30 protein-coding genes are annotated in these 26,270 nt (G+C 60.1%); 18 read left to right on the top strand and 12 right to left on the bottom strand.

The window, feature by feature from the left end; genetic code table 11:
• Positions 1-76 precede the first annotated feature (76 nt).
• From AO353_RS18580 to AO353_RS18565, 5 genes are all read left to right on the top strand, one after another.
• Entirely contained in the window at positions 77-433 is a 357-nt protein-coding gene (locus tag AO353_RS18580) for a 4a-hydroxytetrahydrobiopterin dehydratase (protein WP_019692410.1), read from the top strand.
• Positions 433-1,626, top strand: coding sequence for an amino acid aminotransferase (locus AO353_RS18575; RefSeq protein WP_054596267.1), 1,194 nt, complete (start codon positions 433-435; stop codon positions 1,624-1,626). Before AO353_RS18580 ends, AO353_RS18575 begins: the two co-directional genes overlap by 1 nt.
• 307 nt (positions 1,627-1,933) lie before the next feature.
• Complete coding sequence (locus tag AO353_RS31870; protein WP_256583854.1) at positions 1,934-2,065, top strand: hypothetical protein; 132 nt, start codon at positions 1,934-1,936, stop codon at positions 2,063-2,065.
• Between the two features lie 75 nt (positions 2,066-2,140).
• Positions 2,141-2,323 (top strand): hypothetical protein, encoded by a 183-nt coding sequence (locus AO353_RS18570; RefSeq protein WP_019692413.1) that lies wholly within the window; start codon positions 2,141-2,143, stop codon positions 2,321-2,323.
• A 115-nt stretch (positions 2,324-2,438) separates the two neighbouring features.
• Entirely contained in the window at positions 2,439-3,638 is a 1,200-nt protein-coding gene (locus tag AO353_RS18565) for an MFS transporter (protein ID WP_054596266.1), read from the top strand.
• Here the strand turns inward: AO353_RS18565 and arfB are convergent.
• Together arfB and AO353_RS18555 are read right to left on the bottom strand one after the other, a co-directional pair.
• Positions 3,635-4,048, bottom strand: coding sequence for an alternative ribosome rescue aminoacyl-tRNA hydrolase ArfB (gene arfB, locus AO353_RS18560; RefSeq protein WP_019692415.1), 414 nt, complete (start codon positions 4,046-4,048; stop codon positions 3,635-3,637). The two genes, AO353_RS18565 and arfB, sit on opposite strands and share 4 nt — an antisense overlap.
• A 144-nt stretch (positions 4,049-4,192) precedes the next feature.
• Positions 4,193-5,614, bottom strand: a complete 1,422-nt coding sequence (locus AO353_RS18555; protein ID WP_054596265.1) for an amino acid permease — start codon at positions 5,612-5,614, stop codon at positions 4,193-4,195.
• A gap of 950 nt (positions 5,615-6,564) precedes the next feature.
• On the opposite strand from AO353_RS18555, the gene AO353_RS31390 reads away from it, so the two are divergent.
• Together AO353_RS31390 and AO353_RS18545 are read left to right on the top strand one after the other, a co-directional pair.
• Positions 6,565-6,702, top strand: a complete 138-nt coding sequence (locus AO353_RS31390; protein ID WP_054596264.1) for a hypothetical protein — start codon at positions 6,565-6,567, stop codon at positions 6,700-6,702.
• Positions 6,703-6,768: 66 nt separating this feature from the next.
• Positions 6,769-7,731, top strand: a complete 963-nt coding sequence (locus tag AO353_RS18545) for a hypothetical protein (RefSeq protein WP_054596263.1) — start codon at positions 6,769-6,771, stop codon at positions 7,729-7,731.
• Between the two features lie 177 nt (positions 7,732-7,908).
• Here the strand turns inward: AO353_RS18545 and rluB are convergent, their stop codons facing one another.
• The 5 genes from rluB to AO353_RS18520 form a co-directional block, all read right to left on the bottom strand.
• A complete protein-coding gene (rluB, locus tag AO353_RS18540) occupies positions 7,909-9,192 on the bottom strand; it encodes a 23S rRNA pseudouridine(2605) synthase RluB (RefSeq protein ID WP_054596262.1) in 1,284 nt (427 codons plus the stop codon).
• 191 nt (positions 9,193-9,383) lie between these two features.
• On the bottom strand, positions 9,384-10,412 hold the full coding sequence (scpB, locus tag AO353_RS18535; RefSeq protein WP_054596261.1) for an SMC-Scp complex subunit ScpB: 1,029 nt from the start codon (positions 10,410-10,412) through the stop codon (positions 9,384-9,386).
• A 12-nt stretch (positions 10,413-10,424) separates the two neighbouring features.
• Positions 10,425-11,123 carry a segregation and condensation protein A gene (locus AO353_RS18530; RefSeq protein ID WP_173859978.1) on the bottom strand — a complete coding sequence of 233 codons (699 nt, stop codon included), beginning with the start codon at positions 11,121-11,123 and terminating at the stop codon, positions 10,425-10,427.
• Between the two features lie 120 nt (positions 11,124-11,243).
• Positions 11,244-11,873: an L-threonylcarbamoyladenylate synthase gene (locus AO353_RS18525; protein ID WP_054598268.1), complete on the bottom strand. Its 630-nt coding sequence runs from the start codon at positions 11,871-11,873 to the stop codon at positions 11,244-11,246.
• A 13-nt stretch (positions 11,874-11,886) separates the two neighbouring features.
• Complete coding sequence (locus AO353_RS18520; RefSeq protein WP_054596259.1) at positions 11,887-12,750, bottom strand: PHP domain-containing protein; 864 nt, start codon at positions 12,748-12,750, stop codon at positions 11,887-11,889.
• An 87-nt stretch (positions 12,751-12,837) separates the two neighbouring features.
• On the opposite strand from AO353_RS18520, the gene AO353_RS18515 reads away from it, so the two are divergent.
• From AO353_RS18515 to AO353_RS18490, 6 genes are all read left to right on the top strand, one after another.
• A complete protein-coding gene (locus AO353_RS18515; RefSeq protein WP_054596258.1) occupies positions 12,838-13,434 on the top strand; it encodes a septation protein A in 597 nt (198 codons plus the stop codon).
• Position 13,435: 1 nt separating this feature from the next.
• Positions 13,436-13,735 (top strand): YciI family protein, encoded by a 300-nt coding sequence (locus AO353_RS18510; RefSeq protein WP_054596257.1) that lies wholly within the window; start codon positions 13,436-13,438, stop codon positions 13,733-13,735.
• A 108-nt stretch (positions 13,736-13,843) separates the two neighbouring features.
• On the top strand, positions 13,844-14,254 hold the full coding sequence (locus AO353_RS18505; RefSeq protein ID WP_054596256.1) for a hypothetical protein: 411 nt from the start codon (positions 13,844-13,846) through the stop codon (positions 14,252-14,254).
• A 7-nt stretch (positions 14,255-14,261) separates the two neighbouring features.
• Positions 14,262-14,939, top strand: a complete 678-nt coding sequence (locus AO353_RS18500) for a response regulator transcription factor (protein ID WP_054596255.1) — start codon at positions 14,262-14,264, stop codon at positions 14,937-14,939.
• Between the two features lie 104 nt (positions 14,940-15,043).
• On the top strand, positions 15,044-15,484 hold the full coding sequence (locus tag AO353_RS18495) for a Spy/CpxP family protein refolding chaperone (RefSeq protein ID WP_054596254.1): 441 nt from the start codon (positions 15,044-15,046) through the stop codon (positions 15,482-15,484).
• 67 nt (positions 15,485-15,551) lie between these two features.
• Positions 15,552-16,898 (top strand): sensor histidine kinase, encoded by a 1,347-nt coding sequence (locus AO353_RS18490; RefSeq protein ID WP_054596253.1) that lies wholly within the window; start codon positions 15,552-15,554, stop codon positions 16,896-16,898.
• 37 nt (positions 16,899-16,935) lie between these two features.
• Here AO353_RS18490 and AO353_RS18485 read toward each other — a convergent pair whose 3' ends face one another.
• Positions 16,936-17,502 (bottom strand): NAD(P)H nitroreductase, encoded by a 567-nt coding sequence (locus tag AO353_RS18485; RefSeq protein WP_054596252.1) that lies wholly within the window; start codon positions 17,500-17,502, stop codon positions 16,936-16,938.
• 120 nt (positions 17,503-17,622) lie between these two features.
• Between AO353_RS18485 and AO353_RS18480 the strand changes: the two genes are divergently transcribed.
• Positions 17,623-19,077 carry a TrkH family potassium uptake protein gene (locus AO353_RS18480; RefSeq protein WP_054596251.1) on the top strand — a complete coding sequence of 485 codons (1,455 nt, stop codon included), beginning with the start codon at positions 17,623-17,625 and terminating at the stop codon, positions 19,075-19,077.
• On the opposite strand, the gene AO353_RS18475 is transcribed toward AO353_RS18480, so the two are convergent.
• Positions 19,034-20,095 (bottom strand): AraC family transcriptional regulator, encoded by a 1,062-nt coding sequence (locus AO353_RS18475; RefSeq protein ID WP_081013763.1) that lies wholly within the window; start codon positions 20,093-20,095, stop codon positions 19,034-19,036. The genes AO353_RS18480 and AO353_RS18475 overlap by 44 nt on opposite strands.
• 160 nt (positions 20,096-20,255) lie before the next feature.
• Between AO353_RS18475 and AO353_RS18470 the strand changes: the two genes are divergently transcribed.
• On the top strand, positions 20,256-20,567 hold the full coding sequence (locus tag AO353_RS18470; RefSeq protein ID WP_054596249.1) for a DUF962 domain-containing protein: 312 nt from the start codon (positions 20,256-20,258) through the stop codon (positions 20,565-20,567).
• Between the two features lie 99 nt (positions 20,568-20,666).
• The gene (locus tag AO353_RS18465) at positions 20,667-21,257 is read left to right on the top strand and encodes an HD domain-containing protein (protein ID WP_054596248.1); all 591 of its coding nucleotides are present in this window, start codon (positions 20,667-20,669) and stop codon (positions 21,255-21,257) included.
• A 176-nt stretch (positions 21,258-21,433) separates the two neighbouring features.
• Here the strand turns inward: AO353_RS18465 and AO353_RS18460 are convergent, their stop codons facing one another.
• Positions 21,434-22,249: a UDP-2,3-diacylglucosamine diphosphatase gene (locus AO353_RS18460; RefSeq protein WP_054596247.1), complete on the bottom strand. Its 816-nt coding sequence runs from the start codon at positions 22,247-22,249 to the stop codon at positions 21,434-21,436.
• A gap of 134 nt (positions 22,250-22,383) precedes the next feature.
• Between AO353_RS18460 and AO353_RS18455 the strand changes: the two genes are divergently transcribed.
• Entirely contained in the window at positions 22,384-23,142 is a 759-nt protein-coding gene (locus tag AO353_RS18455; protein WP_054596246.1) for a helix-turn-helix transcriptional regulator, read from the top strand.
• A 91-nt stretch (positions 23,143-23,233) separates the two neighbouring features.
• Positions 23,234-24,127 (top strand): DMT family transporter, encoded by an 894-nt coding sequence (locus tag AO353_RS18450; protein ID WP_054596245.1) that lies wholly within the window; start codon positions 23,234-23,236, stop codon positions 24,125-24,127.
• Here AO353_RS18450 and AO353_RS18445 read toward each other — a convergent pair.
• Positions 24,121-24,408 carry a SelT/SelW/SelH family protein gene (locus AO353_RS18445; RefSeq protein ID WP_054596244.1) on the bottom strand — a complete coding sequence of 96 codons (288 nt, stop codon included), beginning with the start codon at positions 24,406-24,408 and terminating at the stop codon, positions 24,121-24,123. The genes AO353_RS18450 and AO353_RS18445 overlap by 7 nt on opposite strands.
• A 196-nt stretch (positions 24,409-24,604) precedes the next feature.
• Positions 24,605-26,260, bottom strand: a complete 1,656-nt coding sequence (locus AO353_RS18440) for a FimV/HubP family polar landmark protein (RefSeq protein ID WP_054596243.1) — start codon at positions 26,258-26,260, stop codon at positions 24,605-24,607.
• Between the last annotated feature and the right edge of the window lie 10 nt (positions 26,261-26,270).

The raw sequence follows: 26,270 nt of genomic DNA, 5'->3' as shown, positions 1-26,270 counted from the left end.
GCCGCAGTCGCGGCAACCTTGCAAATGCCCGTAAAAAGTAACAACGTCTAACAAGAACTGAATTCAGGAATAAACCATGAACGCTCTGAACCAAGCCCATTGCGAAGCCTGCCGTGCCGATGCCCCACAAGTCAGCGACGAAGAACTGCCGGTACTGATCAAGCAGATCCCTGACTGGAACATCGAAGTTCGCGATGGCGTGATGCAGCTGGAAAAAGTCTTCCTGTTCAAGAATTTCAAATTCGCCCTGGCCTTTACCAACGCCGTGGGTGAAATCTCCGAGGCCGAAGGTCACCACCCAGGCCTGCTCACCGAGTGGGGCAAAGTCACCGTGACCTGGTGGAGCCACTCGATCAAAGGCTTGCACCGCAACGACTTCATCATGGCCGCGCGCACTGACGAAGTAGCCAAAGACGCCGAGGGCCGCAAATAATGCATTTCGACGCCATCGGCCGAGTACCCGGCGACCCGATTCTCGGCCTGATGGAGGCCTATGCGCAGGACAGCAATCCGTGCAAGTTCGACCTTGGCGTGGGCGTCTACAAGGACGCCCAGGGCCTGACCCCGATTCCGCAGTCGGTGAAACTCGCCGAACTGCGCCTGGTGGATCGTCAGACCACCAAGACCTACATCGGCGGTCACGGTGACCCGGCTTTCGGCAAAGTGATCAATGAGCTGGTGCTCGGCGCCGACTCCGCGCTGATCGCCGAGCAGCGCGTCGGCGCCACCCAGACTCCGGGCGGCACCGGCGCCTTGCGCTTGAGCGCCGACTTCATTGCGCACTGCCTGCCAGGGCGTGGCATCTGGCTGAGCAACCCGACGTGGCCGATTCACGAAACCATCTACGCCACTGCCGGCCTCAAGGTCAGCCACTATCCGTACGTGGGCAGCGACAATCGCCTCGATGTCGAAGCGATGCTGGCGACCCTGAACCTGATTCCCAAGGGCGATGTGGTGCTGCTGCACGCCTGCTGCCACAACCCGACCGGTTTCGACCTGTCCCACGATGACTGGCGCCGAGTGCTGGAGGTGGTTCGCAGCCGCGAACTGCTGCCACTGATCGACTTCGCTTATCAGGGTTTTGGCGATGGTCTGGAGCAGGACGCCTGGGCGGTGCGGTTGTTTGCCGCTGAGCTGCCCGAGCTACTGATCACCAGCTCCTGCTCGAAAAACTTCGGCCTGTACCGCGACCGCACCGGTGCACTGATCGTCTGCGCGAAGGATGCCGAAAAGCTGGTGGATATCCGCAGCCAATTGGCCAACATCGCCCGCAACCTGTGGTCGACACCACCGGATCACGGCGCTGCCGTGGTGGCAACCATCCTCGGCGACCCGGAGCTGAAACAGCTGTGGGCCGATGAAGTGGAAGCCATGCGTTTGCGCATCGCGCAGTTGCGCTCGGGCCTGGTGGAAGCGCTGGAGCCACACGGTTTGGGCGAACGCTTCGCGCATATCGGCGTGCAACGCGGGATGTTTTCCTACACTGGTTTGACGCCGGCGCAGGTGAAAAACCTGCGCGACCACCACAGCGTGTACATGGTCAGCTCCGGTCGTGCCAACGTCGCCGGGATTGATGCGACACGTCTGGATTTGCTGGCGCAAGCTTTCGCTGACGTCTGCAAGTAAATCCCTGGCAGGCTCCTTGTGGCGAGGGAGCTTGCTCCCGCTCGAGCACGCAGTGGTCGAAAAGCCTGCATTCGAGCTTTAACTGAACAAACTAATTACCTTACTTTTGGGGCTGCTCCGCAGCCCAGCGGGAGCAAGCTCCCTCGCCACAAATGCTTCAAAGCACGGGTACCGCATGCGGCCATCCGTCGCAACAACGGGAGATAAAAGTCTTTCTGTCATCTCCCCTGCTGTATCCTGCCCAGGCTTTTTAAAAGCGCGGATCTACACAGCGATTTAAAAACAGACCTTGCGAGGAGCAACCAACATGCACGAGATTCCTAATCTCCCCTTCCCAAGCCTGCACGAAACTGCGCAGACAACCCCGCAACAAGCCGGTGCCCATAAGCCCGAGCCGAAAGAAGCCACTGGCAGCCGCAAGGCCGACAGCGAAGACTGAAAAAAGCACTACCCAGACCGTGTGGAAAGCGCTAACTCATGCGCTTTCCACACAGCCTGAACCAAGGACCCGCACATGAGCGACACCTTCACCGAAAGCCAGGCCAGCGTACTGATCGGCACTGCCGAAAAGATGATCGATGTCTGGAACCGCCTGACACCCGAGAAGCAAGCCCTGCTCCTGACCCGCTTCGGCAGCCAGGAAAACGCCCTCGCCGCACTGGTAACCACGCAACTGGTCGCACCTGCCAAATCCTGATTCCGGCCAGGCAACACAACGATCGACACCCGGCACCAATTTCTCCCCCTCTGCGCATCCAACCACCGGTATCATAAGCAGCCTATCTATCCCGCTGTCCCGTGGACCCACTCCCATGCCAGATCCTCAGCGCCCCATGGCGGTCACGCTGCAAGTCGTTTCCATCGTCCTGTTTACCTTCATCGGCTATCTGAATATCGGCATCCCCTTGGCCGTGTTGCCGGGTTACGTGCACAGCGACCTGGGTTTTGGCGCGGTGATCGCGGGCCTGGTGATCAGCGTGCAATACCTCGCCACCCTGCTCAGCCGCCCGTACGCAGGACGGATCATCGACAACCAGGGAAGCAAACGCGCGGTAATGATCGGCCTGGCGGGGTGCGGCTTGAGCGGCGTGTTTATGCTGCTGTCGGCCTGGACGCAAAACCTGCCGACCTTGAGCCTGATCAGCCTGCTGATCGGCCGACTGGTGCTGGGCAGCGCCGAAAGCCTGGTCGGTTCGGGATCGATTGGCTGGGGCATCGGCCGGGTCGGCGCAGCGAATACCGCCAAGGTCATCTCCTGGAACGGCATCGCCAGTTATGGCGCATTGGCGGTCGGCGCACCGCTCGGCGTGCTGCTGGTGCATCACTTGGGGCTGTGGAGCATGGGCGTGAGCATTCTGCTGCTCGCAGCGTTGGGGCTGCTGCTGGCCTGGCCAAAAACCGCGGCGCCGATCGTTGCCGGCGAACGCCTGCCGTTCATGCATGTGCTGGGACGGGTGCTGCCCCACGGCTGTGGACTGGCGCTGGGCTCGATCGGCTTCGGCACCATCGCCACCTTCATCACCCTGTATTACGCCACCCGACACTGGGACAACGCCGTGCTCTGCTTGAGCCTGTTCGGCGCCTGCTTCATTGGCGCGCGCCTGTTGTTCGGTAACCTGATCAATCGCCTCGGCGGTTTTCGCGTGGCCATTGCCTGCCTGTCGGTCGAAACCCTTGGCCTGTTGCTGTTGTGGCTGGCCCCGGACGCACACTGGGCACTGGCAGGCGCGGCGTTGAGCGGGTTCGGCTTCTCGCTGGTGTTCCCGGCGCTGGGCGTGGAAGCGGTGAATCTGGTGCCCGCCTCCAGCCGTGGCGCGGCAGTTGGCGCTTACTCGCTGTTCATCGACTTGTCATTGGGGATCACCGGGCCGTTGGCGGGCGCCATCGCGGCCGGATTCGGCTTTGCCTCGATCTTCCTGTTCGCCGCCCTCGCCGCGCTGAGCGGTTTGATGCTCAGCTTCTACCTGTACCGGCAATCACCAAAGTATCGCGAAGAGCGCGAAGTGCCCTAGAAGTCGACTTTGCCGCGCCCGGCCTTGATCGAGCCGCGCTTGGTTTTTGACTCCAGCCGACGCTTCTTCGAACCCAGGGTCGGCTTGGTCGGACGACGCTTCTTTTCAACCTTGGTGGCGCTGAGGATCAACTCGGTCAGTCGCGCCAGCGCATCGGCGCGGTTGGCCTCCTGCGTGCGGTATTGCTGGGCCTTGATGATGATCACGCCGTCGCTGGTGATCCGACTGTCACGCAGCGCCAGCAAGCGCTCCTTGTAGAACTCCGGCAAGGATGACGCTGGAATATCGAAGCGCAGGTGCACCGCGCTGGAGACCTTGTTGACGTTCTGCCCACCCGCACCTTGCGCACGAATGGCGGTCAATTCGATCTCGGCATCCGGCAGATGCACGTTGTTGGAAATCACCAGCATGGAAAAGCGTATCCGCGTTAGGAGTGCATCAGGATACCCGAATAGCCTGAAGGAGATTACAGGCTCGTCCCCACAGAGTTTTGTATGAACCCTGAAAACAACAAACCCGGCACATGGCCGGGTTTGTCGTTTCTGCTTTCTGCGCTACTTCACCGCAGAAGCCGCAGCATTCAACGCGTGCTGAGCGCTGCGTTTGTTCTTGATGTTGTAGCAGACCCACATGAACAGGACCCACACCGGAATCGCGTAGACCGAGATCTGGATGCCCGGGATCATCAGCATGATGCACAGGATAAAGGCCACGAACGCCAGGCAGATGTAGTTGCCGTACGGGTACCACAGCGCCTTGAACAAGGGCGTTTGTTTGGTGCGGTTCATGTGCTGGCGGAACTTGAAGTGCGAGTAGCTGATCATCGCCCAGTTGATCACCAGCGTTGCAACCACCAGTGACATCAGCAGTTCCAGCGCGTGCTGCGGGATCAGGTAGTTCATCACCACCGCAACGAACGTTACCGCGGCCGAGGCCAGGATCGAACGCACCGGCACGCCGCGCTTGTCGATCTTCGCCAGGCCTTTCGGGGCGTCGCCCTGTTCAGCCATGCCCAGCAACATGCGGCTGTTGCAGTAGGTGCCGCTGTTGTACACCGACAGCGCAGCAGTCAGCACCACGAAGTTGAGGATGTGCGCCGCGGTCTTGCTGCCCAGCATCGAGAACACCTGAACGAACGGGCTGCCACTATAGGCATCGCCGGACGCATTCAGGCTCACCAGCAAGCTGTCCCACGGGGTCAGCGACAGCAGAACCACCAGGGCGCCGATGTAGAAAATCAGGATCCGGTAGATCACCTGATTAATGGCTTTCGGGATCACGGTTTTCGGCTTGTCGGCTTCTGCTGCGGTGAAACCGAGCATTTCCAGGCCCCCGAAGGAGAACATGATGATCGCCATGGCCATCACCAAACCACTGACGCCATTCGGGAAGAACCCACCGTGTTCCCACAGGTTGCTCACCGAGGCTTGCGGGCCGCCATGGCCGCTGACCAGCAGGTAGCTGCCCAGGGCAATCATGCCGACGATCGCCACGACCTTGATGATCGCAAACCAGAACTCCGCTTCGCCAAAGACTTTGACGTTAGCCAGGTTGATCGCATTGATCATCACGAAGAACACTGCAGCCGAAGCCCAGGTCGGGACATCCGGCCACCAGTAGTGCACGTATTTGCCGACCGCAGTCAGTTCCGACATGCCCACCAGGATGTACAGGATCCAGCAGTTCCAGCCCGACAGGAAGCCGGCGAAACCGCCCCAGTACTTGTGCGCAAAGTGGCTGAACGAGCCAGCCACCGGCTCTTCAACAATCATTTCGCCCAGTTGGCGCATGATCATGAAAGCGATGAAGCCACAGATTGCGTAACCGAGAATCATCGACGGGCCGGCCGATTTCAGCACACCGGCAGAGCCCAGGAACAATCCGGTACCGATCGCGCCACCGAGGGCGATCAGTTGAATATGGCGATTTTTCAGGCCGCGTTGAAGCGTACCTGAATGCGAGTTTTGTCCACTCATGAAAAGGGTCTCACGCAAGGTTTGATAATGTTCGTTAAGACGTTGCCGCTCGGATCAGGATCAAGCAGCGCGGATCAAACCCCAGCGCAGGCACCAGGAGTTCAGCGTTTTTTTACCGGTCATGCGTCACCTGTTTGTTTTTATCTGTGACGAAATCGAACCCGACACGCTTGTGGCGCGGCGGAGTTAACAAAGCGGATAGCCTTGAGTTTGCGCAGTTACGCAGGGAGGTCACAGTTAAAACGCGGCGCATTGTACACCTGTAACCCCCTGCTGCCAGACACCGCTGAATCAGCGTGTCGTTTGCCGGGATTGCCTGTGTCCGCCTCGGGGAGCCCGGACGGCTGCAAAAAAAGGCTCAGACCTTTGCGGGTCGTTGACGGGGACGATGGAAAAATCGCCCCTCGAAGAGAGATGGAGATGACTCACGGCGTTCATTGCGCCTCCTTCTTGTTATGCACCTGCACGACAGGCATGGGCGCATCTCACCGCTGAAACCGTCTTGAAACAAGCGGACCAGAGCCCTGCAAACCGTATGACCGAGCGCCAATCGGAAGCTTTTCCTTACAGCCCTCACTGCAACCCGAATCCATGGCGCAGAACGCGGCTTTTCGTAAAGCCTCCGTTACGAGGCGTAACGTATTTTTTCCACAACAGATCTTTCTGGAGGCCGACTGCAAATTGACAGCAGCCCCATTCCTGCCGATGAGACCGAGTTAGCGTTTTGTTTTTAATTGAAAAAACAGACAACAAAAAACGGAATAAAAATTTCACCGCAATTGAATTTAAATTTTAAATTGTATTTTAAAAAGTACTGGACTAGGTTTCCAACCACTTGCCAGACCGTGAAGTCCCGCAAGTAAGCGGCAGTTTTTTCAGTCGCAATGATTTATTCATGCACTGAAAAACAGCACCGTCATTCAACCTTAAAGCTATCAGGGAGATTCACTATGCAAGCAATGAATAAAGACCTGGAAACCGAACTGCAACTGGACGAGTGGTTTGAAGCGCCGACTCATGACGCTGCCGTTGAAATGATGCAAGCCGACGCGGTCGTTCCGTTCGGCACGGCGATGTGGCCTTTGTAAGATATCCAGGCAGGTACGCGCCGGCCGGTCGTACCTGCCACTATTGCTGACTGTCAGGGAGGATTCATGGATAGACTCCGCGCCATTTCGCATTTCCTTTACTACCTCGAACACCACCCTGCCCTCGTTGGCGTACGTCCGGCCAAGGTCTTGCTCGGGCATACGCAACCTTACGAGGCGTTGACCGGCGCAATCATCGAGCAAGCGGCCAACGAGCCATTCCACTTCAGTGCCATGCGCCTGGACCTCGAATCGACCCAAACCCTGGCGCAGGCGATTGCCGACTGCGATCTGTACATTTTCTTCTATGACTCGTCGACCCTGCCCAACCCGCGCCCGGACGGCCCCGACTTTGTTCGCGCCCTGCAAAGCGTCATGGCCGACCATTGGAAGAAGTCGCTGCTGTTCAAGGATTACGGCGATTACTTCTACGACACCTTCAGCGTCACGCCGCAACGTATCGCCGGGCTCAACGGCCATCTGATCCAGCGCATGTCCCAGGCCACCACCCTGAGCTTCAGTGATCGACATGGCTCTTACTTTGAAACACCGTTGAGCAGCATCAAGAAGTGGACCAATATCAACGGCGTCGGCAACTTCGACCTGGCGCCCGGCGAGATCGCCACCCACAGCGAAGCCATCAATGGCCAGGTAAAGTTCGTCGGTACCTTCCTCGGCACCATTCCTTTCGCCCGCAAATATGGTGTGCTCGAATCGCCGCTGGAATTGTGGATCGAGAACTCGACCATCAGCCGAATCGCCACGCAAGTGCCGGGGCTGGAACATGACTTCAACAAATACCTGGATGCCAATCCTTCCAACCGACGCATCGAGGAGTTGGGGATCGGCACCAACGAGGGCGTCAAGGACCTGTATGCGCGCAACGCCGGCTTCGAAGAGCGCCATTGCGGCCTCCACCTGGGGTTGGGCGGTGGCGCCAAGGGCAGCCATCACCTGGACCTGATCTTCGCCAGCGGCGTGTTGGCGCTGGATGACAAGCCGGTGTTTGATGGGCGGTTTGTGTTCTAAGCGAGTTCAGTGGTGACGCGGCTGACGTCATCGCGGGCAAGCCATGCTCCTACAGGTTTTGCGGTGATCTTGAAAATGGAGGTAAATCTGTAGGAGCAAGGCTTGCCCGCGATGCTCCAAAGAGGCAAAAAAAAACGCCAACCCGAGGGTTGGCGTTTTTTATGGAGCGCTTACCGATTATTCCGGCTTGCGACGACCAAAGCCAGGACGCTGACCGGAACCGGCCGGTGCGCCGCGACGCTTGCCCGATGGCGCATCACGGTCGACCAGGACGATGCCCGGACGCTTTTTCGGCGCAGGCTTGGCCGGGCGCTTGGTGTCGGACGGACGGTCTGCCACTGGCGTACCGCGACCCGACTCACCACGACCTGCCGGCGCACCGCGATCGCTGCGACCACCGGACGGAGCACCGCGGCCTTCGCCACGTTCAGTGCGACCGTTGGCCGGACGCGGAGTGCGTGGACCGCGCTCGCCGTCCTGACGTGGTGCCGGCTTGCGAGCCGGACGCTCGCCTTCGATCTGCGGCTCGCGCGCTGGACGCGGGCCAGCAGCCGCTGGAGCACCGGTCGCTGGACGCAGGGTCCGCACGCGCTCGCTCTTGCCGACCGGACGGGACGACTTGCGCTGCATACGCTCAAGCTTGTCTTTGCTCTTGGCGTTCATTTGCGGCATGGCCACCGGGGTCAAACCGACTTCAGCACTCAGTACGTCGACTTCGTACTGGCTCATTTCGCGCCAGCGGCCCATCGGCAGGTCAGAGTTGAGGAACACCGGACCGAAACGCACGCGCTTCAGACGGCTGACCACCAGCCCCTGGGATTCCCACAGACGTCGAACTTCACGGTTACGACCTTCCATCACCACGCAGTGGTACCAGTGGTTGAAACCTTCGCCACCTGGAGCCTGCTTGATGTCGGTGAACTTCGCCGGGCCGTCTTCGAGAACGACGCCAGCCTTCAGGCGCTCGATCATTTCGTCGTCGACTTCACCACGAACACGTACCGCGTACTCACGGTCCATTTCGTAGGATGGGTGCATCAGGCGGTTGGCCAGTTCACCGTCGGTGGTGAACATCAGCAAACCGGTGGTGTTGATGTCCAGACGACCGATGTTGATCCAGCGGCCTTCTTTGGGTTTCGGCATTTTGTCGAACACGGTCGGACGGCCTTCCGGGTCGTCACGGGTGCAGATTTCGCCGTCGGGTTTGTTGTACATGATCACGCGGCGGACCGATTCGGCCGCTTCTTCACGCTTGATCACCTTGCCATCGATGGTGATGGCGTCGTGCAGGTCGACTCGCAGGCCAAGGGTGGCATCTTTGCCGTTGACCTTGATCCGGCCATGACTGATCCAGGCTTCTACGTCGCGGCGCGAGCCGACGCCGATACGGGCGAGGACTTTCTGCAGTTTTTCGCCTGCTGGGCCGATTTCCTGGTCGTCTTTCTGGTCATTGATACTCATCTGGGCACCTCCCGGTGTGGTCTGTTCAGGCCTGGCCTGAAGAGTTGAAATCTGGTCTTTGGGCGAAAGGATCGCCGAAGGGTCGCGAATCATACGCGCATGACGCCGCTCGCGCATCAGAGACTAGCGGATAAACGGTCGGTTAATTGTTTTTCCGCTGACCGGTGGTGCGCAAGGATCTTTTGGCCCCCTCAATCCTCAAACTGGCGGCGTTCGTTCTCGATCGCTTCGGCGAGGGCCCGGGCTTCGGCTTCTTCTTCGCTCAGCTCGGGTTCGGGTTCGGGTTCGGGTTTGGGTTTGGGTTTGGGTTCGGGTTTGGGCTGCTCCAGTGCGGCGACGGCGGCGAGCAGTTTCTCCCGAGCTTCGGCAACGCCGAGGACGTCGTCTTCAGCCTCCTCCTCAACTTCTTCAGTTTCGGCCTCGGCTTCAACCTGGTGCTCGGTCTCTACCGCCACTTCGACGGGCGCATCAACGGGCGGCTGCGGCTCGCTGTCGCTGACCGCGCCATCACGCAGCAAGTCGTCGAAGTCGGTCTTGATCCCCTCTTCCATCGAGTCCAGTTCGAGCAGCAAGGTATGGAAACTGGTCTCGTCTTTCGGCTCTTCCGGCTCGGCGCTGGCATCGGCCAGTTCTTGCAGGCCCTGCGGCACCGGTGCGTCGTCGAACTCGAGCATCGGCTCGGGCTCCAGCTCGCGCAGTTCGGCCAGCGGTGGCAGGTCGTCGAGGTTCTTCAGGTTGAAATGATCGAGGAACGCCTTGGTGGTGGCGAACATCGCCGGCTTGCCCGGTACGTCGCGATAACCGACGATCCTGATCCACTCACGCTCCAGCAGGGTCTTGACGATGTGGCTGTTGACCGCCACACCGCGCACATCCTCGATCTCGCCACGGGTGATCGGCTGACGATAAGCGATCAACGCCATGGTCTCCAGCATCGCCCGGGAATAGCGCTGCGGGCGCTCTTCCCACAGACGTCCGACCCAGGGAGCGAACTTCTCGCGAATTTGCAGACGGTAGCCCGAGGCGACTTCCTTCAGCTCAAAAGCCCGACCGTCGCAGGATTTCGCGAGAATCGCCAAGGCCTTCTTGAAGACCGGCGGCTCCGGGCGCTCGCCCTCCTCGAAGAGTTCGTACAGACGCTCCATCGACTGCGGCTTTCCCGAGGCCAACAGAAAGGCTTCAAGCAGTGGCGCCAGCTCGCGGGGTTCACTCAGATTCATTGATTTTGCTCGTTATTCGGCTCGCGCCCGCACATGGATAGCCGCAAACGGCTCATTCTGCACCAGCTCGACCAAGGATTCCTTGACCAGTTCGAGGATCGCCATAAAGGTCACGACCACACCCAAGCGTCCTTCTTCGGCGGTGAACAGCTCGACAAAAGGCACAAAACCGCCGCCCTTGAGCCGTTCCAGCACATCGCTCATGCGCTCGCGCGTTGACAATGCCTCGCGGCTGACCTGATGGCTTTCGAACATATCGCCACGGCGCAGCACCTCGGCCATGGACATCAGCAACTCTTCCAGACTCACGTCCGGCAGCAATTTGCGCGCCATCGCCTGCGGGGCATCGAGCTTGGGCACCACCACATCGCGGCCGACCCGGCTCAGGCCGTCGATGCCTTCAGCCGCGGCCTTGAAGCGTTCGTACTCCTGCAAGCGCCGGATCAGCTCGGCACGCGGATCGTCCTCTTCCTCTTCGATCTCGGCCGAGCGCGGCAGCAGCATCCGCGACTTGATCTCGGCGAGCATCGCCGCCATCACCAGATACTCGGCAGCCAGTTCCAGGCGCACCGACTGCATCAACTCGACATAACCCATGTACTGCCGGGTAATTTCCGCCACCGGAATGTCGAGGATATTGATGTTCTGCTTGCGTATCAGGTACAGCAGCAAGTCGAGCGGGCCTTCGAAGGCTTCAAGGAAGACTTCCAGCGCGTCCGGCGGAATGTACAGGTCCAGCGGCATTTCCATGACCGCCTGGCCATAGACCATGGCGAACGGCAGCTCTTGCTGTGCACCGGTCTGGCTATCGACGGGCTCTACTGCGGACATCTAGGCCTCAACCGTAAAGGGCGCGGGGTCACCGCAACCGACGCGAATCACTTCGGGCTCGCCATCCGCCAGGTTGATCACCGTGGAGGCTTTGATACCGCCAAAACCGCCGTCGATGATCAGGTCGACCTGATGCTCAAGCAACTGGCGCATTTCATACGGATCGCTCAATGGGTCGGTGTCACCGGGCATGATCAGGGTCACGCTCATCAGCGGCTCGCCCAGCTCTTCGAGCAACGCCAGGGCAATCGGATGGCTCGGCACCCGCAGTCCGATGGTGCGCTTCTTCGGATGCAGCAGCAGACGCGGCACTTCACGGGTGGCGTTGAGAATAAACGTGTACGGTCCCGGCAAGTGGGCCTTGAGCAAGCGGAAGGTGCCGGTGTCGATCTTGGCGAACAGCCCCAGCTGTGACAGGTCGCTGCAAATCAGCGCGAAATTGTGCTTTTCATCCAGCTGACGTAGCCGACGCACGCGCTCCACAGCATTCTTGTCACCGATCTGGCAACCAATGGCGTAGGACGAGTCAGTGGGATAAATCACCACCCCGCCATTGCGGATGATCTCGACAGCCTGTTTGATCAGGCGCGCTTGCGGGTTTTCCGGATGAATCTGGAAAAATTGACTCACATTGTCTACCTGTTCAGACGGCAATAACGGCTGGGTCATGTTTGAACCGACACCAAAGCGGTGGAAGGTCCTCCGGGAGTGGGCGGTACTCACCGATCTCGGACCAGCCTCCGGGTCCATGGAAATCACTGCCGGCACTGACCAGCAGACCGAACTCACGCGCAAGAATAGCCAGGCTGCCGACCTGCTCGGCCGGCTGATGGCCATTGACCACCTCGATTGCGTGGCCGCCTGCTTGAATATAGTCGGCAATCAGGCGACGGCGTTTGCTGCGGGTGAAATCATAGTGCCAAGGATGCGCCAGACTGACCCAGGCCCCGGCAGCGCGCAGGGTTTCGACGGTTTCTTCCAGGGTCGGCCAGTGCTGCTTGACGTCCCCCAGCTTGCCGGCACCCAGCCACTTGCGGAAGGCTTCGGCACGGTCCTTGACGAAGCCTGCACGGACCAGATAGTCGGCAAAGTGCGGTCGGGCCGGCGCATTGCCGCTGTCACCGAGCTCCTGCTGGATAGCTCGCGCGCCTTCCAGCGCGCCCGGCATGCCCTTGAGTTCGAGCTTGCGGCTGATTTCTTCGGACCTCAGCCAGCGCCCGTCACGCAATTTGGCAATCGCCTCGACCAGCGCCGGGGCATTGACGTCGAACCCGTAACCGAGCACATGGATGGTCGCACCCCCCCAGGTACAGGACAATTCGACGCCGTTGATCAGTTGCATCCCCAGCGCAACCGCAGCGCTGCGGGCCTCGTCGAGGCCTTCAAGGGTGTCGTGATCGGTCAAGGCCAGGACTCGCACGCCTTTCTCGAACGCACGCGCAACCAGTACCGCAGGCGCCAGGGCGCCATCGGAGGCCGTGCTATGGCAGTGCAAATCAACATTCACAGGACTGTGTAACCTCAAATCAGCTGGCGCTTTCGCGACTCAATATGTTTGTTATTATGCCGCCACATCCTGCTTCTGGCTGCCACTGTGAAACAATTCATCGACTTCATCCCGCTTCTGCTGTTTTTCATCGTCTTCAAAATCGATCCACGAGTCGTCGACATCGCCGGTTATCCACTGACCGTAGGCGGCATTTACAGCGCCACTGCGATGCTGATCACCAGCTCCCTGGTGGTCTACGGCACGCTGTTCATCAAGCAGCGCAAGCTGGAAAAGAGCCAGTGGCTGACCCTGATCGCCTGCCTGGTCTTCGGTAGCCTGACCCTGGCGTTCCACAGCGAAACCTTCCTTAAATGGAAAGCACCGGTGGTCAACTGGCTGTTCGCCCTGGCCTTTATCGGCAGCCACTTCATCGGCGAGCAGTTGCTGATCAAACGCATCATGGGCCATGCGCTGACCCTGCCGGACCTGGTCTGGAGCCGTTTGAACATCGCCTGGATCGGCTTTTTCCTGTTTTGTGGCGCGGCCAACCTGTTCGTTGCGTTCACCTTCCAGGACTATTGGGTCGACTTCAAAGTCTTCGGCAGCCTGGGCATGACCCTGCTGTTCCTGGTCGGCCAGGGCATTTACCTGTCCCGCCACCTGCACGACGCCGACACTTCTACGCCAAAAACCGAGGACTGACATGCTTTACGCAATCATTGCTACAGACGTCGCCAACTCCCTGGAAAACCGCCTGGCTGCGCGCCCTGCCCACATCGAGCGGCTGCAACAGCTCAAGGCCGAGGGCCGCGTGGTCCTGGCAGGCCCGCACCCTGCCATCGACAGCAATGATCCGGGCGCAGCAGGTTTCACCGGCAGCCTGATCGTCGCCGAGTTCGCCTCCCTCGAAGCCGCCAAGGCCTGGGCCGACGCCGATCCGTATATCGCCGCAGGCGTCTACGCCAACGTTCTGGTCAAACCGTTCAAGCAAGTCCTGCCATAACCCGGCCTCTGCGCGATGAACCTTCGGTTCATCGCGTGTTCAATTGCTCATTATTCTCGTTCCACGGCCGACAACCTGCCCAACACTCGATTGGAATCAGGAGTTTCGATGCGCCAAGGTCCGCTGTGCCTGCTGTTGGTCACGTTATCGATCGGGGCCTTCGCCCATGCCGAAGAGCATTCGGACTCAGGCTATTCAACGCCTCTGTCGTTAAGCGCCGGAAGCCAGATCACCGAATTGCAGCAGCGCTTGAAAGAGAGCGAGCGGCAACGAGAAGAGCTGAACAAACAACTGCAAAATGCCGATAACGAACGCGAAAGCGCCTTGCTGGGCCGGTTACGCCAAGAGAATCAGCGCCTCAAGCTGCAACTCAAGGAAGCCCAGGCAAACCCGCTGCCGCGCCTGCTGACCGATCAACAGCAGTGGTTCGTCACTGGCGCCGGAGTAGCGCTATTGGCCCTGCTCTGCGGTATCTTCGCCAGTGGTGGACGTAGAACACGTCGGCAATGGCTAAATTGAGTGAGTCATGAGCGAGCTGTTACTAATTGATGATGACCAGGAGCTGTGTGAGCTCCTGAGCAGTTGGCTGAGCCAGGAAGGTTTTGTCGTGCACGCTTGCCACGACGGTCTGAGTGCGCGCCGCGCCTTGGCCGAGTCTGCGCCAGCAGCAGTGGTGCTGGATGTGATGCTGCCCGACGGCAGCGGTCTGGAGCTGCTCAAGCAGTTGCGCAACGACCACCCGGACCTGCCGGTGCTGATGCTCTCGGCCCGTGGCGAGCCGCTGGACCGGATCCTCGGGCTGGAACTGGGCGCCGACGATTACCTGGCCAAGCCTTGTGATCCCCGAGAACTGACCGCGCGCCTGCGTGCGGTGCTGCGACGCAGCCATCCGGCAGCGGTGTCCAGCCAGATGGAACTCGGCGACCTGTGCTTCAGCCCGGTCCGCGGCGTGGTCAGCATCGACGACCAGGAATTCACCCTGACCGTCTCGGAAAGTCGCCTGCTCGAAGCCCTGCTCAAGCAACCCGGCGAACCGCTGGACAAGCAGGAGCTGGCGCAGATCGCCCTGGGGCGCAAGCTGACCCTGTACGACCGCAGCCTGGACATGCACGTCAGCAACCTGCGCAAAAAGATCGGCCCGCACCCCGACGGTCGCCCGCGCATCGTTGCCCTGCGCAGCCGTGGTTATTACTACAGCCTCTGAACCGTCTTTACCCAAGCTTTACGCTCTGCTGACCGCCGCTGACCTTGATCTCCGTATTCTGTACTCATCCGGAACACACCGGGAACGAGACAAGGAGACACACCATGCGCAAGACCCTTATCGCTTTGATGTTCGCCGCTGCACTGCCAACCATTGCCATGGCTGCACCAGAAGGCCCAGGCCCGATGGGCCCAATGGAAGGCCACGGCTACAGCGAGCACATGCATGGCGGCAAAGGCATGTACAGAGAGTTGAACCTCAGCCACGAACAACGCGAGCAGATTCGCAAATTGATCGGCGAGCAGATGCATGCACGTAAAGAGTTGGTCGAGCAGTACCTGCAAAAACTCTCGCCAGCCGATCAGCAGGCCATGAAAGACCAAATGGCGGCCGGCCGCCAGAAAACCGAGAAGGACATTCGTGCCCTTCTCAAGCCGGACCAACAGCAGAAGTTCGATGCGATCCAAAAGAAGCAGGCCGAACGCAAAGCCGAATGGGAGCAGTTCCAGGCCTGGAAAGCCCAACAACCGCAAAAAACGCAATAATGCTCTAGCGTTTCTCCCCAGCCCAATGGTCAATCGCCATTGGGCTTTCTTTGTTTGAGGACTTACCGTGCGTTCATTGTTCTGGCGCATCCTTGCCAGTTTCTGGCTGGCCATCGCTCTGGTTGCAGGGCTGTCGATCCTGCTCGGGCACATGTTGAACCAGGACGCCTGGATTCTCAGTCGCCACCCGGGCCTCAATACCCTGGCGCAAGAGTGGACGCAGCTCTACGAAGAAAAAGGCGAGGACGCGGCACAAGCCTTGCTCGAACAACGCAAACGGCGTTACCACATCGATGTTCAGGTACTGAACGAAGGTGGTGACCCGGTGGTGCGCGGGACCTTTCCTCGCCGCGCGGCAGCCCTGGAAGCACGGCAAAACGACAACCCCGACGACAGCGGCCGTCACCTGCCCTGGCGGCGTCTGACCGTCGAGTACACCAGCCCGAAAAGCGCCGAAACCTACTTGCTGATCTACCGTATTCCGCATCCAGAGCTCAACGCCTGGCACCGCAACAGCCTGCTTTGGCCCTTCAGTGCGCTGGCGATTGCCTTGGTGGTGCTGACACTGTTCAGCCTGCTGGTGACGCTGTCCATCACCCGCCCGCTGAGCCGTTTGCGCGGCGCGGTGCACGATCTCGGTCAGACGACCTATCAGCAAAACAGCCTGGCGCGGCTGGCCAACCGGCGTGACGAGTTTGGCGTGCTGGCCAACGACTTCAACCGCATGGGCGCACGCCTGCAAAGCCTGATCGGCAGCCAGCGGCAACTGCTGCGCGACGTGTCTCACGAACTGCGCTCACCCTTGGCCCGGTTGCGCATCGCCCTGGCGCTTGCGGAACGGGCCGGTCCCGAAGAACGCGGAAAACTCTGGCCACGATTGACCCGCGAATGTGATCGTCTGGAAGCACTGATCAGTGAAATCCTGGTGCTGGCACGGGTCGACGCCGACAACGCAAGTGCCGAAGCGGTCGACCTCAACGCGCTACTCAATACTGTGCAAAAAGACGCTCAGCTTGGCGCGCCAGAGCAAAGCATCCGTATCGAAGCCGAACGGCAATTAAGCCTCAAGGGCTGGCCGACCATGATCGAGCGGGCGCTGGACAACCTGTTGCGCAACGCCCAGCGCTTCAATCCGGCAGGACAACCGATTGAAGTGCTGGCATTGCGTCAGGGAGATCGGATTGTGATCAGCGTGCGCGACCACGGCCCCGGTGTAGAAGCCGAGCATTTGAAGCAATTGGGCGAGCCGTTTTTTCGGGCACCCGGCCAGACCGCCCCCGGACATGGCCTGGGATTGGCCATCGCCCGTCGCGCGGCAGAGCGCCACGGCGGCAGCCTGATTCTGGCCAATCACCCGGAAGGTGGATTCATTGCCAGCCTGGAGCTGCCATTAGAGCCCGGTATCGCACCGTAACGATCATCCCCACGCTCCCGCGTGGGGACGATCATGTTCAGGGCTTGGCAGGCCAGGCGCTGACAAACTCGGCGAGATCGACTTTCCCAGCCACCCGCGGTTCGTTCTGCGGTGTGCCCAGGTAAAGGAACGCAATCACTTCTTCACCTTCGGCCAGGCCCAACCCCTGGGCCACATGCTCCGAATAGACCAGCTCGCCGGTACGCCACACCGCGCCGATCCCCTGAGCGTAAGCCGCCAGCAAGATAGCGTGGGCCGCACAACCTGCCGCCAGCAACTGCTCGGACTTTGGCACTTTGACGTGGTCTTGAACGCGCGCCACCACAACGACGACCAATGGCGCACGCAGCGGGCCATTGCGCGCCTTGTCCACCAGGGCCTGAGGCACATCGGCGTCTTGCAGGCGTGCAGCCTGCGCCAGTATCTCGCCCAATTGCTCGCGCGCCGCGCCTTCGACCGTAAGAAAACGCCACGGCTGCAAATGCCCGTGATCCGGCGCGCGCATGGCCGCGGAAAACAACACTTCCCGTTGTGCTGCGGTGGGCGCCGGGTCGAGCAAACGCGGAACGGATACACGGTTGAGCAAAGCGTCGAGAGCCTGCATCGGCCACCTCCTGAAAAAAATGTCTGGCTATTCTAGCGGCAACTGCCGCCGGGATGCCGGTTTACATGCCCTGCCTCGCAGGTAGAATGGCGCCCTTCCCTATCAGCCCGAGCGGACTTCATGGCGTTGCCGACCTTACGGATCATTGGTTTCATCATCGGCATCTTCCTGATCACCCTGGCCATCAGCATGGTTGTGCCGATGGCAACCCTGCTGATTTACGACCGCACCAGCGACCTGCCGTCGTTCCTCTGGGCCAGCATGATTACCTTCCTCGCCGGCCTGGCGCTGGTCATCCCCGGGCGACCAGAGCATATACACCTGCGCCCGCGGGACATGTACCTGCTCACGGTGTCGAGCTGGGTGGTGGTCTGCATATTCGCCGCCTTGCCATTTCTGCTAACCCAGCACATCAGCTACACCGACTCGTTTTTCGAAAGCATGTCAGGCATCACCGCCACCGGTTCTACTGTGCTCAGCGGCCTGGACAGCATGTCTCCGGGAATCCTGATGTGGCGTTCGTTGCTGCACTGGCTGGGCGGTATCGGCTTTATCGGCATGGCGGTCGCGATTCTGCCACTGCTACGCATCGGCGGCATGCGGCTGTTTCAGACCGAGTCATCGGACCGTTCCGAAAAGGTCATGCCGCGTTCGCACATGGTGGCCCGGCTGATCGTCGCCGCCTACGTCGGCATCACCATCCTCGGCAGCCTGGCGTTCTGGTGGGCGGGCATGAGCCCGTTCGATGCCGTCAACCATGCGATGTCGGCAATATCCACTGGCGGCTTCTCCACCTCCGACCAGTCCCTGGCCAAGTGGACGCAACCGGCTGTGCACTGGGTCGCGGTGGTGATCATGATTCTCGGCAGCCTGCCATTTACCTTGTACGTGGCGACCTTACGCGGCAATCGACGGGCGCTGATCAAGGATCAGCAAGTGCAGGGGTTACTCGGCATGCTGCTGGTGACCTGGCTGGTACTCGGCACCTGGTACTGGTGGACCACCGACCTGCATTGGCTGGACGCACTGCGCCACGTTGCGCTGAACGTCACCTCGGTGGTCACCACCACCGGTTTCGCGCTGGGGGACTACAGCTTGTGGGGCACCTTCTCATTGATGCTGTTTTTCTATCTGGGCTTTGTCGGTGGTTGCTCTGGGTCGACCGCTGGCGGGATCAAGATCTTCCGTTTCCAGGTGGCCTTTATCCTGCTCAAGGCTAACCTCAACCAACTGATCCACCCCCGTGCGGTGATCAAGCAGAAGTACAACGGTCATCGTCTCGACGAAGAAATTGTGCGCTCGATCCTGACGTTTTCGTTCTTCTTTGCAATCACCATTTGCGCCATCGCCCTGGCGCTGTCGCTGCTGGGCGTGGACTGGATGACCGCCTTGACCGGTGCCGCCAGTACGGTTTCCGGAGTGGGTCCGGGACTGGGTGAAACCATCGGACCGTCCGGTAACTTCGCCAGCCTGCCCGACGCCGCCAAGTGGATTCTGTCCCTCGGCATGCTGCTCGGGCGACTGGAGATCATTACCGTGTTTGTGCTGTGTATCCCGGCGTTCTGGCGTCACTGAGTTCTTTGGGCGCGTCCATCAACCGCGTCCGGTATTCGCCGGGCGTGGTATCGAACCAGCGCCGAAAAGCCCGAAAGAAATTGCTCGGATCGGCGAACCCCAACAGGTAGGCAGTTTCCAGCAGGGTCATGTTCGGTTGCGCCAGGTACTGCTCGGCCAACTCACGGCGCGTGTCGTCGAGCAGCGTCTGAAAACTCGTACCCTCTTCCTGCAAGCGTCGCTGCAAGGTGCGCTGGGACAAGTGCAGGATTTGCGCCACCGTATCGCGCTTGGGCTCGCCTTGCGGCAGTAGGCGACAGAGCACTTGCCGGGCCTTGTGGGTAACCTGGCTTTCAGAAAACCGAGCCAGGTATTCGCCGGCAAACCGGTCATGCAACAACGCCATCGCCTCGTTGGCAGTCGGCAACGGGGCTTCCATGTCTGCCCGTTCGAAAATCAGCGCGTCATAAGGCGCGCTGAACTCCAGCGGCGCATGAAAGGCAAATTTGTAGGGTTCGAGGTCTTGGGGTTGATCGCCCTGCATCAGCACTTTGCGTGGCTGCAAGGTGCGCCCGGTCAGCCAGCCACACAAGCCCAGCGCGCAGGCGAGTGACGCTTCGGCACTTTGTCGGGTGGGCGGCAGGTGGTCGCCATGCACCGTCAAAATCAGTGCATACCCTTCGGGTAACAGGCGAAAACTCAGGTCGGCGCTTTCGGCGATGATCCGCTGATAACGCACCAGGCGCTGAAAACCTTCCGCCAGGGTCTGGCTCGACATCAAGGCATAACCGACCACATGAAACGATGCCGGGCGGACCAACTTGCCCATGTTCAGACCGATTGCCGGGTTGCCGGACAGCTCTACCGCACGCTGCCAGAGTCGCGTCATCGAATCTTGAGGAAAGCGCGCATCCGGATCATTCAGCGCCGCGTAGTCGAGCCCCAGCTGTTTGAACAAGACCCGGCAATCCAGGCCGTCCATCTCCAGTGCCTTGACAATCCCCATCGCCCAGCTTGCAGAAGTCGTTCGTTCGCTCATGGCGTTTTCTTACTTGATGTGCCGCGCATCACGGCCAATTTCAGAAGGATACTAAAGTGGCGCCCAAGGTCACTGGCTGTTGCCACTGATGACTCTAGACTTAAATAAGCTGCCCGCAGAACATCCGCTCGGCAGCACAATAACCACAGAGAATGCAGTCGTGGAAAACATCAAACGTTTCAGCAGCTTCGCCGAGTTTTACCCGTATTACCTCAGCGAACACAGCAACAGTGTCTGCCGACGCCTGCACTTTGTCGGCACCAGCCTGGTGCTTTTCATCCTGGCCTTCGCTATCGGCAACGGTGCCTGGCTGTTGTTGCTGGCCCTGCCTCTGGCCGGCTACAGCTTCGCCTGGGTCGGACACTTTTTCTTTGAAAAAAACCGGCCAGCGACATTCCAGCATCCGTTTTACAGCCTGCTCGGCGACTTCATCATGTATCGCGACATGATCCTCGGCAAAGTGCCTTTCTAGGCTCGCCGGGCCATCAAGCCGTCCCACATGGCCAGTGCAGCATTGGATCCAAGTTCTACACTGCACGACGTCCCTTCGAAAACAATAAGAGGATAGCTGATGAATGCGCACGCCCGTTTCACCCACATGAAGGAGGGTACGCAGGAAGACTGGGCGATCATCGCCGCGGACTTCAGTGCCTACGCCAAACAATTGCCGACACGGATTGTGGCGCACCTGAAACTGCTGGAGGGTGATTTTGGCGGTTTCCCGGTCGATCGGCTGACCCACTCACTGCAAACCGCCACCCGCGCCTGGCGCGATGGCCGGGATGAGGAATACGTGGTGTGTGCGCTGCTCCACGACATTGGCGATACCCTTGGCTCCTACAACCACCCGGACATTGCGGCAGCGATCCTCAAGCCATTCGTCAGCCCTGAAAACCTGTGGATGGTCGAAAAGCACGGGATTTTCCAGGGCTACTATTTTTTCCATCACCTGGGCATGGACCGGCACCTGCGCGAGCAGTTTCGCGAACACCCGCAGTACCGGCAAACCCTCGAGTTCTGCGCCAGGTATGACGCGGCAGCCTTTGATCCGGACTACGAGACCCTGCCGCTGAGTTTCTTCGAACCGATGATGGAACGCCTGTTCGCCCGGCCGAAAAACTCGATCTACATGGCAGCGATGGAAGAATACGCACCGGTCTGAAATATCCGCGGACCTGTGGCGAGGGAGCTTGCTCCCGCGGGTCGGTCCGCGCTCGGGCGAAGCGACCCTGATGTCAGCCGCCGCGAGTATTCGGATGGATCGCGATTGCCGGATTACGACCGCTTCGCGGTCGAGCGGGAGCAAGCTCCCTCGCCACAAAAGCTAAACCTGTCGGATCAAGCCGGTTCAGCAACCTTAACGGCCTTGAGTTGTGCCTCGCGCGCCTGAGCATCCGCCAACCGGTACAACTCGATCGTGCCGTCCAAATGCTCGATCAAGGCTGTGCACGACTCCACCCAATCTCCGCAATTGAGGTAATCCACCTCACCGACCTTGCGGATTTCCGCGTGGTGAATGTGCCCGCAAACCACCCCGTGCAGCTCGCGTTTGACACACTCGTGGGCGATGGCCTCTTCGAAATCGCTGATGAAGCTGACCGCGGTTTTGACTTTGTGCTTGAGGTACGCCGACAACGACCAGTAACCGTAGCCGTACCGTGCACGCCAGTGATTGAGCCAGCGGTTGAGGGTCAGGGTGAACTCGTAGGCCGAGTCGCCAAGAAACGCCAGCCAGCGGTGATAACGCGTGATCACATCGAACTGATCGCCATGAATCACCAACAGGTGCCGGCCATCCGCGGTGACGTGGACCGCCTCGTCCACCAACTGAATATTACCCAGGATCAGCTTCGAATAACGCCGCAAAAACTCGTCGTGGTTGCCGGTGACATAAATCACCTCGGTGCCGCGCTTGCTCATGGTCAGCAAACGGCGAATGACGTTGGTGTGAGCCTGCGGCCAGTACATGCCGCTGCGCAGCTTCCAGCCATCGATGATGTCGCCGACCAGATAGATCTTGTCAGCCTGATAGCCCTTGAGAAACTGCGACAAATGCTCGGCCTGACAATCCCGGGTGCCGAGGTGCACATCGGAGATCCACAAGGTGCGCACGCGTTGTTTACGGCTGGGTTTTGCACGTTCGGCGCTGGTCATGGGCAACCTCTGCGAGATTTTTCGCAAGCTTGCACCGCAGCGATTAATAGCCCATGACACAAATACGGCAGTCTGATGACAACCCGGACCCAGGCGCGGCCGGTGTAGACTGCGAGTCTGCCCAGGAGACTGCGATGAGACCGATCCTCACGCTACGCCAGTACACCCACGACCTGATCGTCCACAGCCATGACCACGCGCAACTGGTGTTCGGCCTGTCGGGCGCGCTCGACTTCGAGGTCGGCGGTCATGGCAGCCAGGTGGTGCAGCAGAGTTTTGTGGTCGTACCGGCAGGTGCTCATCACGCTTGCGGCAGCCCGAATGGCAGCCGCTGCCTGGTGCTCGATGTGCCGAGCGACCAATGGGTTTCACAATCATTGGGCGAGCATGCCGAGGCCAGTCGGCGCTTGCTCGACAACCCCGGACGCTTGCCGCTGGATGCCGGGCAAAGCCAGCTGGTGAGCTGGCTGGCGAGCAGCCCGGTCGCAGACCCGCTGATCGCCCAGCAAGGCGCCGTATTGTTGCTCGCCAGCCTCAACAACGCCGCGCCAAGCAGCATCGCCGGGCGCCGCTTGCCTTACGCCGCGCTCAACGCGCACATCGACCAATACGCCGCCTATCCGCTGCAAGTCGCCGATCTGGCGCGCGTCGCCGGGCTGTCCAGCGCACGTCTGCACGCACGCTTTGTCGCTGAATGCGGACAGACGCCGATGGATTACATCCGCAGTCGCCGCCTGCATATCGCGGTGAAGTTGCTCCGTGAATCCGCGCTGCCCATCGGCGAAGTCGCCTGCCGTGTCGGTTATGGCTCCCAGAGCGCCTTCGCCGCAGCGGTGATGCGCGAGTTCGGCGCCTCGCCGGGCGCACTGCGTCGTACGGCGGGCAAGCGCTAGGCTGACGATAAAAAACGCGAGTTTGACGACAGACAGATCAGGCCGTCACGCGGTTCAATGTCGTCATTGCCTCTATGGATTAAGGATTGAAATGACTCCGCGTACCGCCCTTGGCGCCCTGCATATCGGCGCATTGATGTTTGGCCTGACGGGTGTGTTCGGCAAACTCGCCGCGGCCTCCCCTGCCATCATTGTCTTTGGCCGTGCGGCATTCGCGGTGATCGCTCTGGCATTCTTTGCCCGTTTCGCCAGCAGCACTGGCTGGCAGAAACTCGAAGCCGTGGACTGGCGTCGCCTGCTCCTCAGCGGCCTGTTGCTGGCCGGGCATTGGGTGAGTTTTTTCATTGCGGTGAAAGTTGCCGGCGTGGCGATTGCGACCCTGGGCTTTGCCAGTTTCCCGGCGTTCACGGTGATCCTCGAAGGCCTGATCTTCCGCGAGCGAATTCGCGCCAATGAAATTCTCCTGGTGGCGCTGGTGAGCGTCGGCCTGGTGTTGGTTACCCCGGATTTTGACCTCGCCAGTGAAGCTACCAGCGGTCTGCTCTGGGCGGTGGGCTCGGGCCTGCTGTTCGCCTTGCTGTCGCTGACCAACCGTGCCAGCTCCGGGCGTATACCCGCCGTGCAGGCAGCGCTGTGTCAGAACGTAGTGGTCGCCCTCTGCCTGTTGCCGGTGGCAGCACCGGGCTTGAGTGAGGTGCGCGCCATCGACTGGCTATGGATCGGTCTGCTTGGGGTGTTCTGCACCGGCGTCGCCCACAGCCTGTTCGTTGCCAGCCTGGCGGTGATCAAGGCCCGTACCGCCGCGGTGGTGTTTGCACTGGAGCCGGTTTATGGCATCACCGTCGCCTGGCTGCTGTTCGATGAGAATCCGACACTGCGGATGTTGATTGGCGGTGCGCTGATCATCATTGCGATTGTGGTGTCCAGCAGTCTGTCTGGCAGCTCAAGCAAGAAAAGCGTGACGGCCGAAGCCGCCTCTCACTGAGTTCTATCGTTGTGTCCGAGATCACGGTCGGGATCGATCTGATCCCGGACCCGCTGCTTGAGTACCTTGGCTTCCGGGAAACCACCATCAGCCTTGCGCTCCCAGATCTGCACCCCGTCGCAAGTAATGAAAAACACCCCGCCAGTTCCCGGCACCAGTGAAACTTTGCCCAGATCATCACTGAAGGTACTGAGCAACTCCTGGGCCAGCCAGGCGGCGCGCAACAGCCACTGGCATTGCGTGCAGTAAGTGATGACAACTTCCGGTTTGTGCGTGGTCATGGCGTGCTGGACTCCTGAACTCGATGGCGCCGCTATAATAGCCGCCTTTGCCGCTCGATCTACCTGAGCCTTGGGCAGACGTACTGATCGCAGGTATTGCGAAAATTGATGGCGGCGCGAGACCTGTAGGAGCACAGCTGCTGGCGATAGCGATCTCACGGACGCCATCGCTGGCAAGCCATGCTCCTACAGGAGCTCAGCGTATGCTGGCCAACAGGCTGCGGGCGGTTTGCTTCAAGGATTCGTCACTGTCCTTGAGTAACTCGTTCAATAGCGCAATGGCGCTGTCCAGATCACCGTCGTCGATGCAGTTCTGCGCCTCTTCCAGTTTGCCGGGGTGGATCTCTTCGTGCGCAGGTACCGCGAATTCGCCCGACAACGGCTCAAGCTCCAGGGTCGGTGATGCATCGGCGAAATCGTCGAGAAAGCCATCGTCCAGCGGTTCCAGCTGATCCACGGGTTCAGCCATTGCCGCTGTTGTGTCGGACGGACAGGCCAGATCCCAGCTCGAATCCATCGACAAGTCATCCAGATTCAACTGGAACTCATCCTCTACCGAGGCAGCAGGTTCAGCCGTCGTTTCAGCCGTCGACTCAAGAGTCGCCAACGATTGTGCACTGGCCAGTTTCGGCGAACGTGCGCGAATCTGCTCCAGCACCTCGGCACTGTAACCCGCTTCATGCAAACTGTTTTCATGCTCCGAATAAGCTGCGCTGTCGCCCTGCAGTCCCAGCACCTCCAACAGTTTCAGGTTCAAATCGCTGCGCTGCGGCTCTTTGAGCAAGGCTTCGCGCAATAGACTGGCCGCCTCGGCGTAGCGGTCATAGGTCAGGTAGATACCGACGCTCTCAAGCACTTCTGCCCCATGAGCGGTTTCGCGGTTCGCAGGGGGAGACGGCGTCGCAGAAAGCTCAATCGATGGTTTCTGTGCACTATCGGGCGCTCCCCGACTGACCACCGGCTCATGTCGCGGCGCGGGTGCTGATACAGGCTGTACCCGCCGCCGACGGAGCGCAAACAGGCCCAGTAGCAATAGCACGCCAAGCACCAACAGGCCGCCGATCAGCCACAACGCCCAACCACTGCTCGTCTCATCCATAGGGGCTGTGGGCACCGGAATTGGCACGACGGGAATGACGGGGGCGGGTAAAGGTTTTTTGGCGTCGGCCAACTCGGTTTGCAGATCGCTGACTTGCTTGCGCTGGCTGGCGATCTGTTCATCCTGGGCTTGTAGCCGGCTGTTCAACTGATCGATCGTTTGTTTCAGTTGCTGGTTTTCCAGGACACTGGCTGCCAGCAATTCGGAAGTCGGATCGGTAGCCGCAGGCGCCGTGCTCGCTGGAGCAACAGCTGGCGTTTTGGCGGGTGCGGCAGCAGTGGGTTGCTGGGTGATCGCCGGGGCCGGCTCGACATCACTCACCGGTACGATCCCCGGTGAACCCGGTGGATCGATCAGCACCGTGTATTCGCGCAGCAGATGCCCATTGGGCTGGTTCGCCTGCACCAGAAAATTCAGGAACGGTTCATTGACCGGCTTGCTGGACACCACCCGAATCACGCTGCGATTGCCACGCAGAACGGCGGTAAAACGCAGGTCGTTGAGAAAAAATACTCGCTCGACACCGGCGCGGGCGAACTCATCCGCCGTCGCCAGGCTGACCGAGAGTTCACCGTCACTCAGGGCACCGGGATCGACCAAGGCGATTTCGGCATTCAACGGCTGGTTAAGGGCTGAGTGCAACGTGATGTCGCCCAACCCCAACGCGGGTGCCAATGCGGAGTAACTCAAGGCACCGGCGACCGACAACAGGCTGACGGAGCGCCGTAACACAGACTGCAAACTCTTGAGCATGAGCATTCCT

It is taken from the genome of Pseudomonas fluorescens, assembly GCF_001307155.1.
Taxonomy (GTDB): Bacteria; Pseudomonadota; Gammaproteobacteria; order Pseudomonadales; family Pseudomonadaceae; genus Aquipseudomonas; species Aquipseudomonas helvetica.
This window is presented reverse-complemented; position numbering and strand designations above follow the sequence as displayed.

Bases quoted from the DNA above. Each gene is read 5' to 3' on its own strand.
- scpB (WP_054596261.1), bottom strand. From the start codon at position 10,412: ATGAATCTGAGTGAACCCCGCGAGCTGGCGCCACTGCTTGAAGCCTTT.
- AO353_RS18455 (WP_054596246.1), top strand. From the start codon at position 22,384: ATGAGACCGATCCTCACGCTACGCCAGTACACCCACGACCTGATCGTC.
- AO353_RS18570 (WP_019692413.1), top strand. From the start codon at position 2,141: ATGAGCGACACCTTCACCGAAAGCCAGGCCAGCGTACTGATCGGCACT.
- AO353_RS31870 (WP_256583854.1), top strand. From the start codon at position 1,934: ATGCACGAGATTCCTAATCTCCCCTTCCCAAGCCTGCACGAAACTGCG.
- AO353_RS18555 (WP_054596265.1), bottom strand. From the start codon at position 5,614: ATGAGTGGACAAAACTCGCATTCAGGTACGCTTCAACGCGGCCTGAAA.
- AO353_RS18575 (WP_054596267.1), top strand. From the start codon at position 433: ATGCATTTCGACGCCATCGGCCGAGTACCCGGCGACCCGATTCTCGGC.
- AO353_RS18505 (WP_054596256.1), top strand. From the start codon at position 13,844: ATGCGCCAAGGTCCGCTGTGCCTGCTGTTGGTCACGTTATCGATCGGG.
- AO353_RS18545 (WP_054596263.1), top strand. From the start codon at position 6,769: ATGGATAGACTCCGCGCCATTTCGCATTTCCTTTACTACCTCGAACAC.
- AO353_RS18475 (WP_081013763.1), bottom strand. From the start codon at position 20,095: ATGAGCGAACGAACGACTTCTGCAAGCTGGGCGATGGGGATTGTCAAG.
- rluB (WP_054596262.1), bottom strand. From the start codon at position 9,192: ATGAGTATCAATGACCAGAAAGACGACCAGGAAATCGGCCCAGCAGGC.
- AO353_RS18495 (WP_054596254.1), top strand. From the start codon at position 15,044: ATGCGCAAGACCCTTATCGCTTTGATGTTCGCCGCTGCACTGCCAACC.
- AO353_RS18460 (WP_054596247.1), bottom strand. From the start codon at position 22,249: ATGACCAGCGCCGAACGTGCAAAACCCAGCCGTAAACAACGCGTGCGC.
- AO353_RS18480 (WP_054596251.1), top strand. From the start codon at position 17,623: ATGGCGTTGCCGACCTTACGGATCATTGGTTTCATCATCGGCATCTTC.
- AO353_RS18580 (WP_019692410.1), top strand. From the start codon at position 77: ATGAACGCTCTGAACCAAGCCCATTGCGAAGCCTGCCGTGCCGATGCC.
- AO353_RS18510 (WP_054596257.1), top strand. From the start codon at position 13,436: ATGCTTTACGCAATCATTGCTACAGACGTCGCCAACTCCCTGGAAAAC.
- AO353_RS18440 (WP_054596243.1), bottom strand. From the start codon at position 26,260: ATGCTCAAGAGTTTGCAGTCTGTGTTACGGCGCTCCGTCAGCCTGTTG.
- AO353_RS18450 (WP_054596245.1), top strand. From the start codon at position 23,234: ATGACTCCGCGTACCGCCCTTGGCGCCCTGCATATCGGCGCATTGATG.
- AO353_RS18485 (WP_054596252.1), bottom strand. From the start codon at position 17,502: ATGCAGGCTCTCGACGCTTTGCTCAACCGTGTATCCGTTCCGCGTTTG.
- AO353_RS18445 (WP_054596244.1), bottom strand. From the start codon at position 24,408: ATGACCACGCACAAACCGGAAGTTGTCATCACTTACTGCACGCAATGC.
- AO353_RS18465 (WP_054596248.1), top strand. From the start codon at position 20,667: ATGAATGCGCACGCCCGTTTCACCCACATGAAGGAGGGTACGCAGGAA.
- AO353_RS31390 (WP_054596264.1), top strand. From the start codon at position 6,565: ATGCAAGCAATGAATAAAGACCTGGAAACCGAACTGCAACTGGACGAG.
- AO353_RS18565 (WP_054596266.1), top strand. From the start codon at position 2,439: ATGCCAGATCCTCAGCGCCCCATGGCGGTCACGCTGCAAGTCGTTTCC.
- AO353_RS18500 (WP_054596255.1), top strand. From the start codon at position 14,262: ATGAGCGAGCTGTTACTAATTGATGATGACCAGGAGCTGTGTGAGCTC.
- arfB (WP_019692415.1), bottom strand. From the start codon at position 4,048: ATGCTGGTGATTTCCAACAACGTGCATCTGCCGGATGCCGAGATCGAA.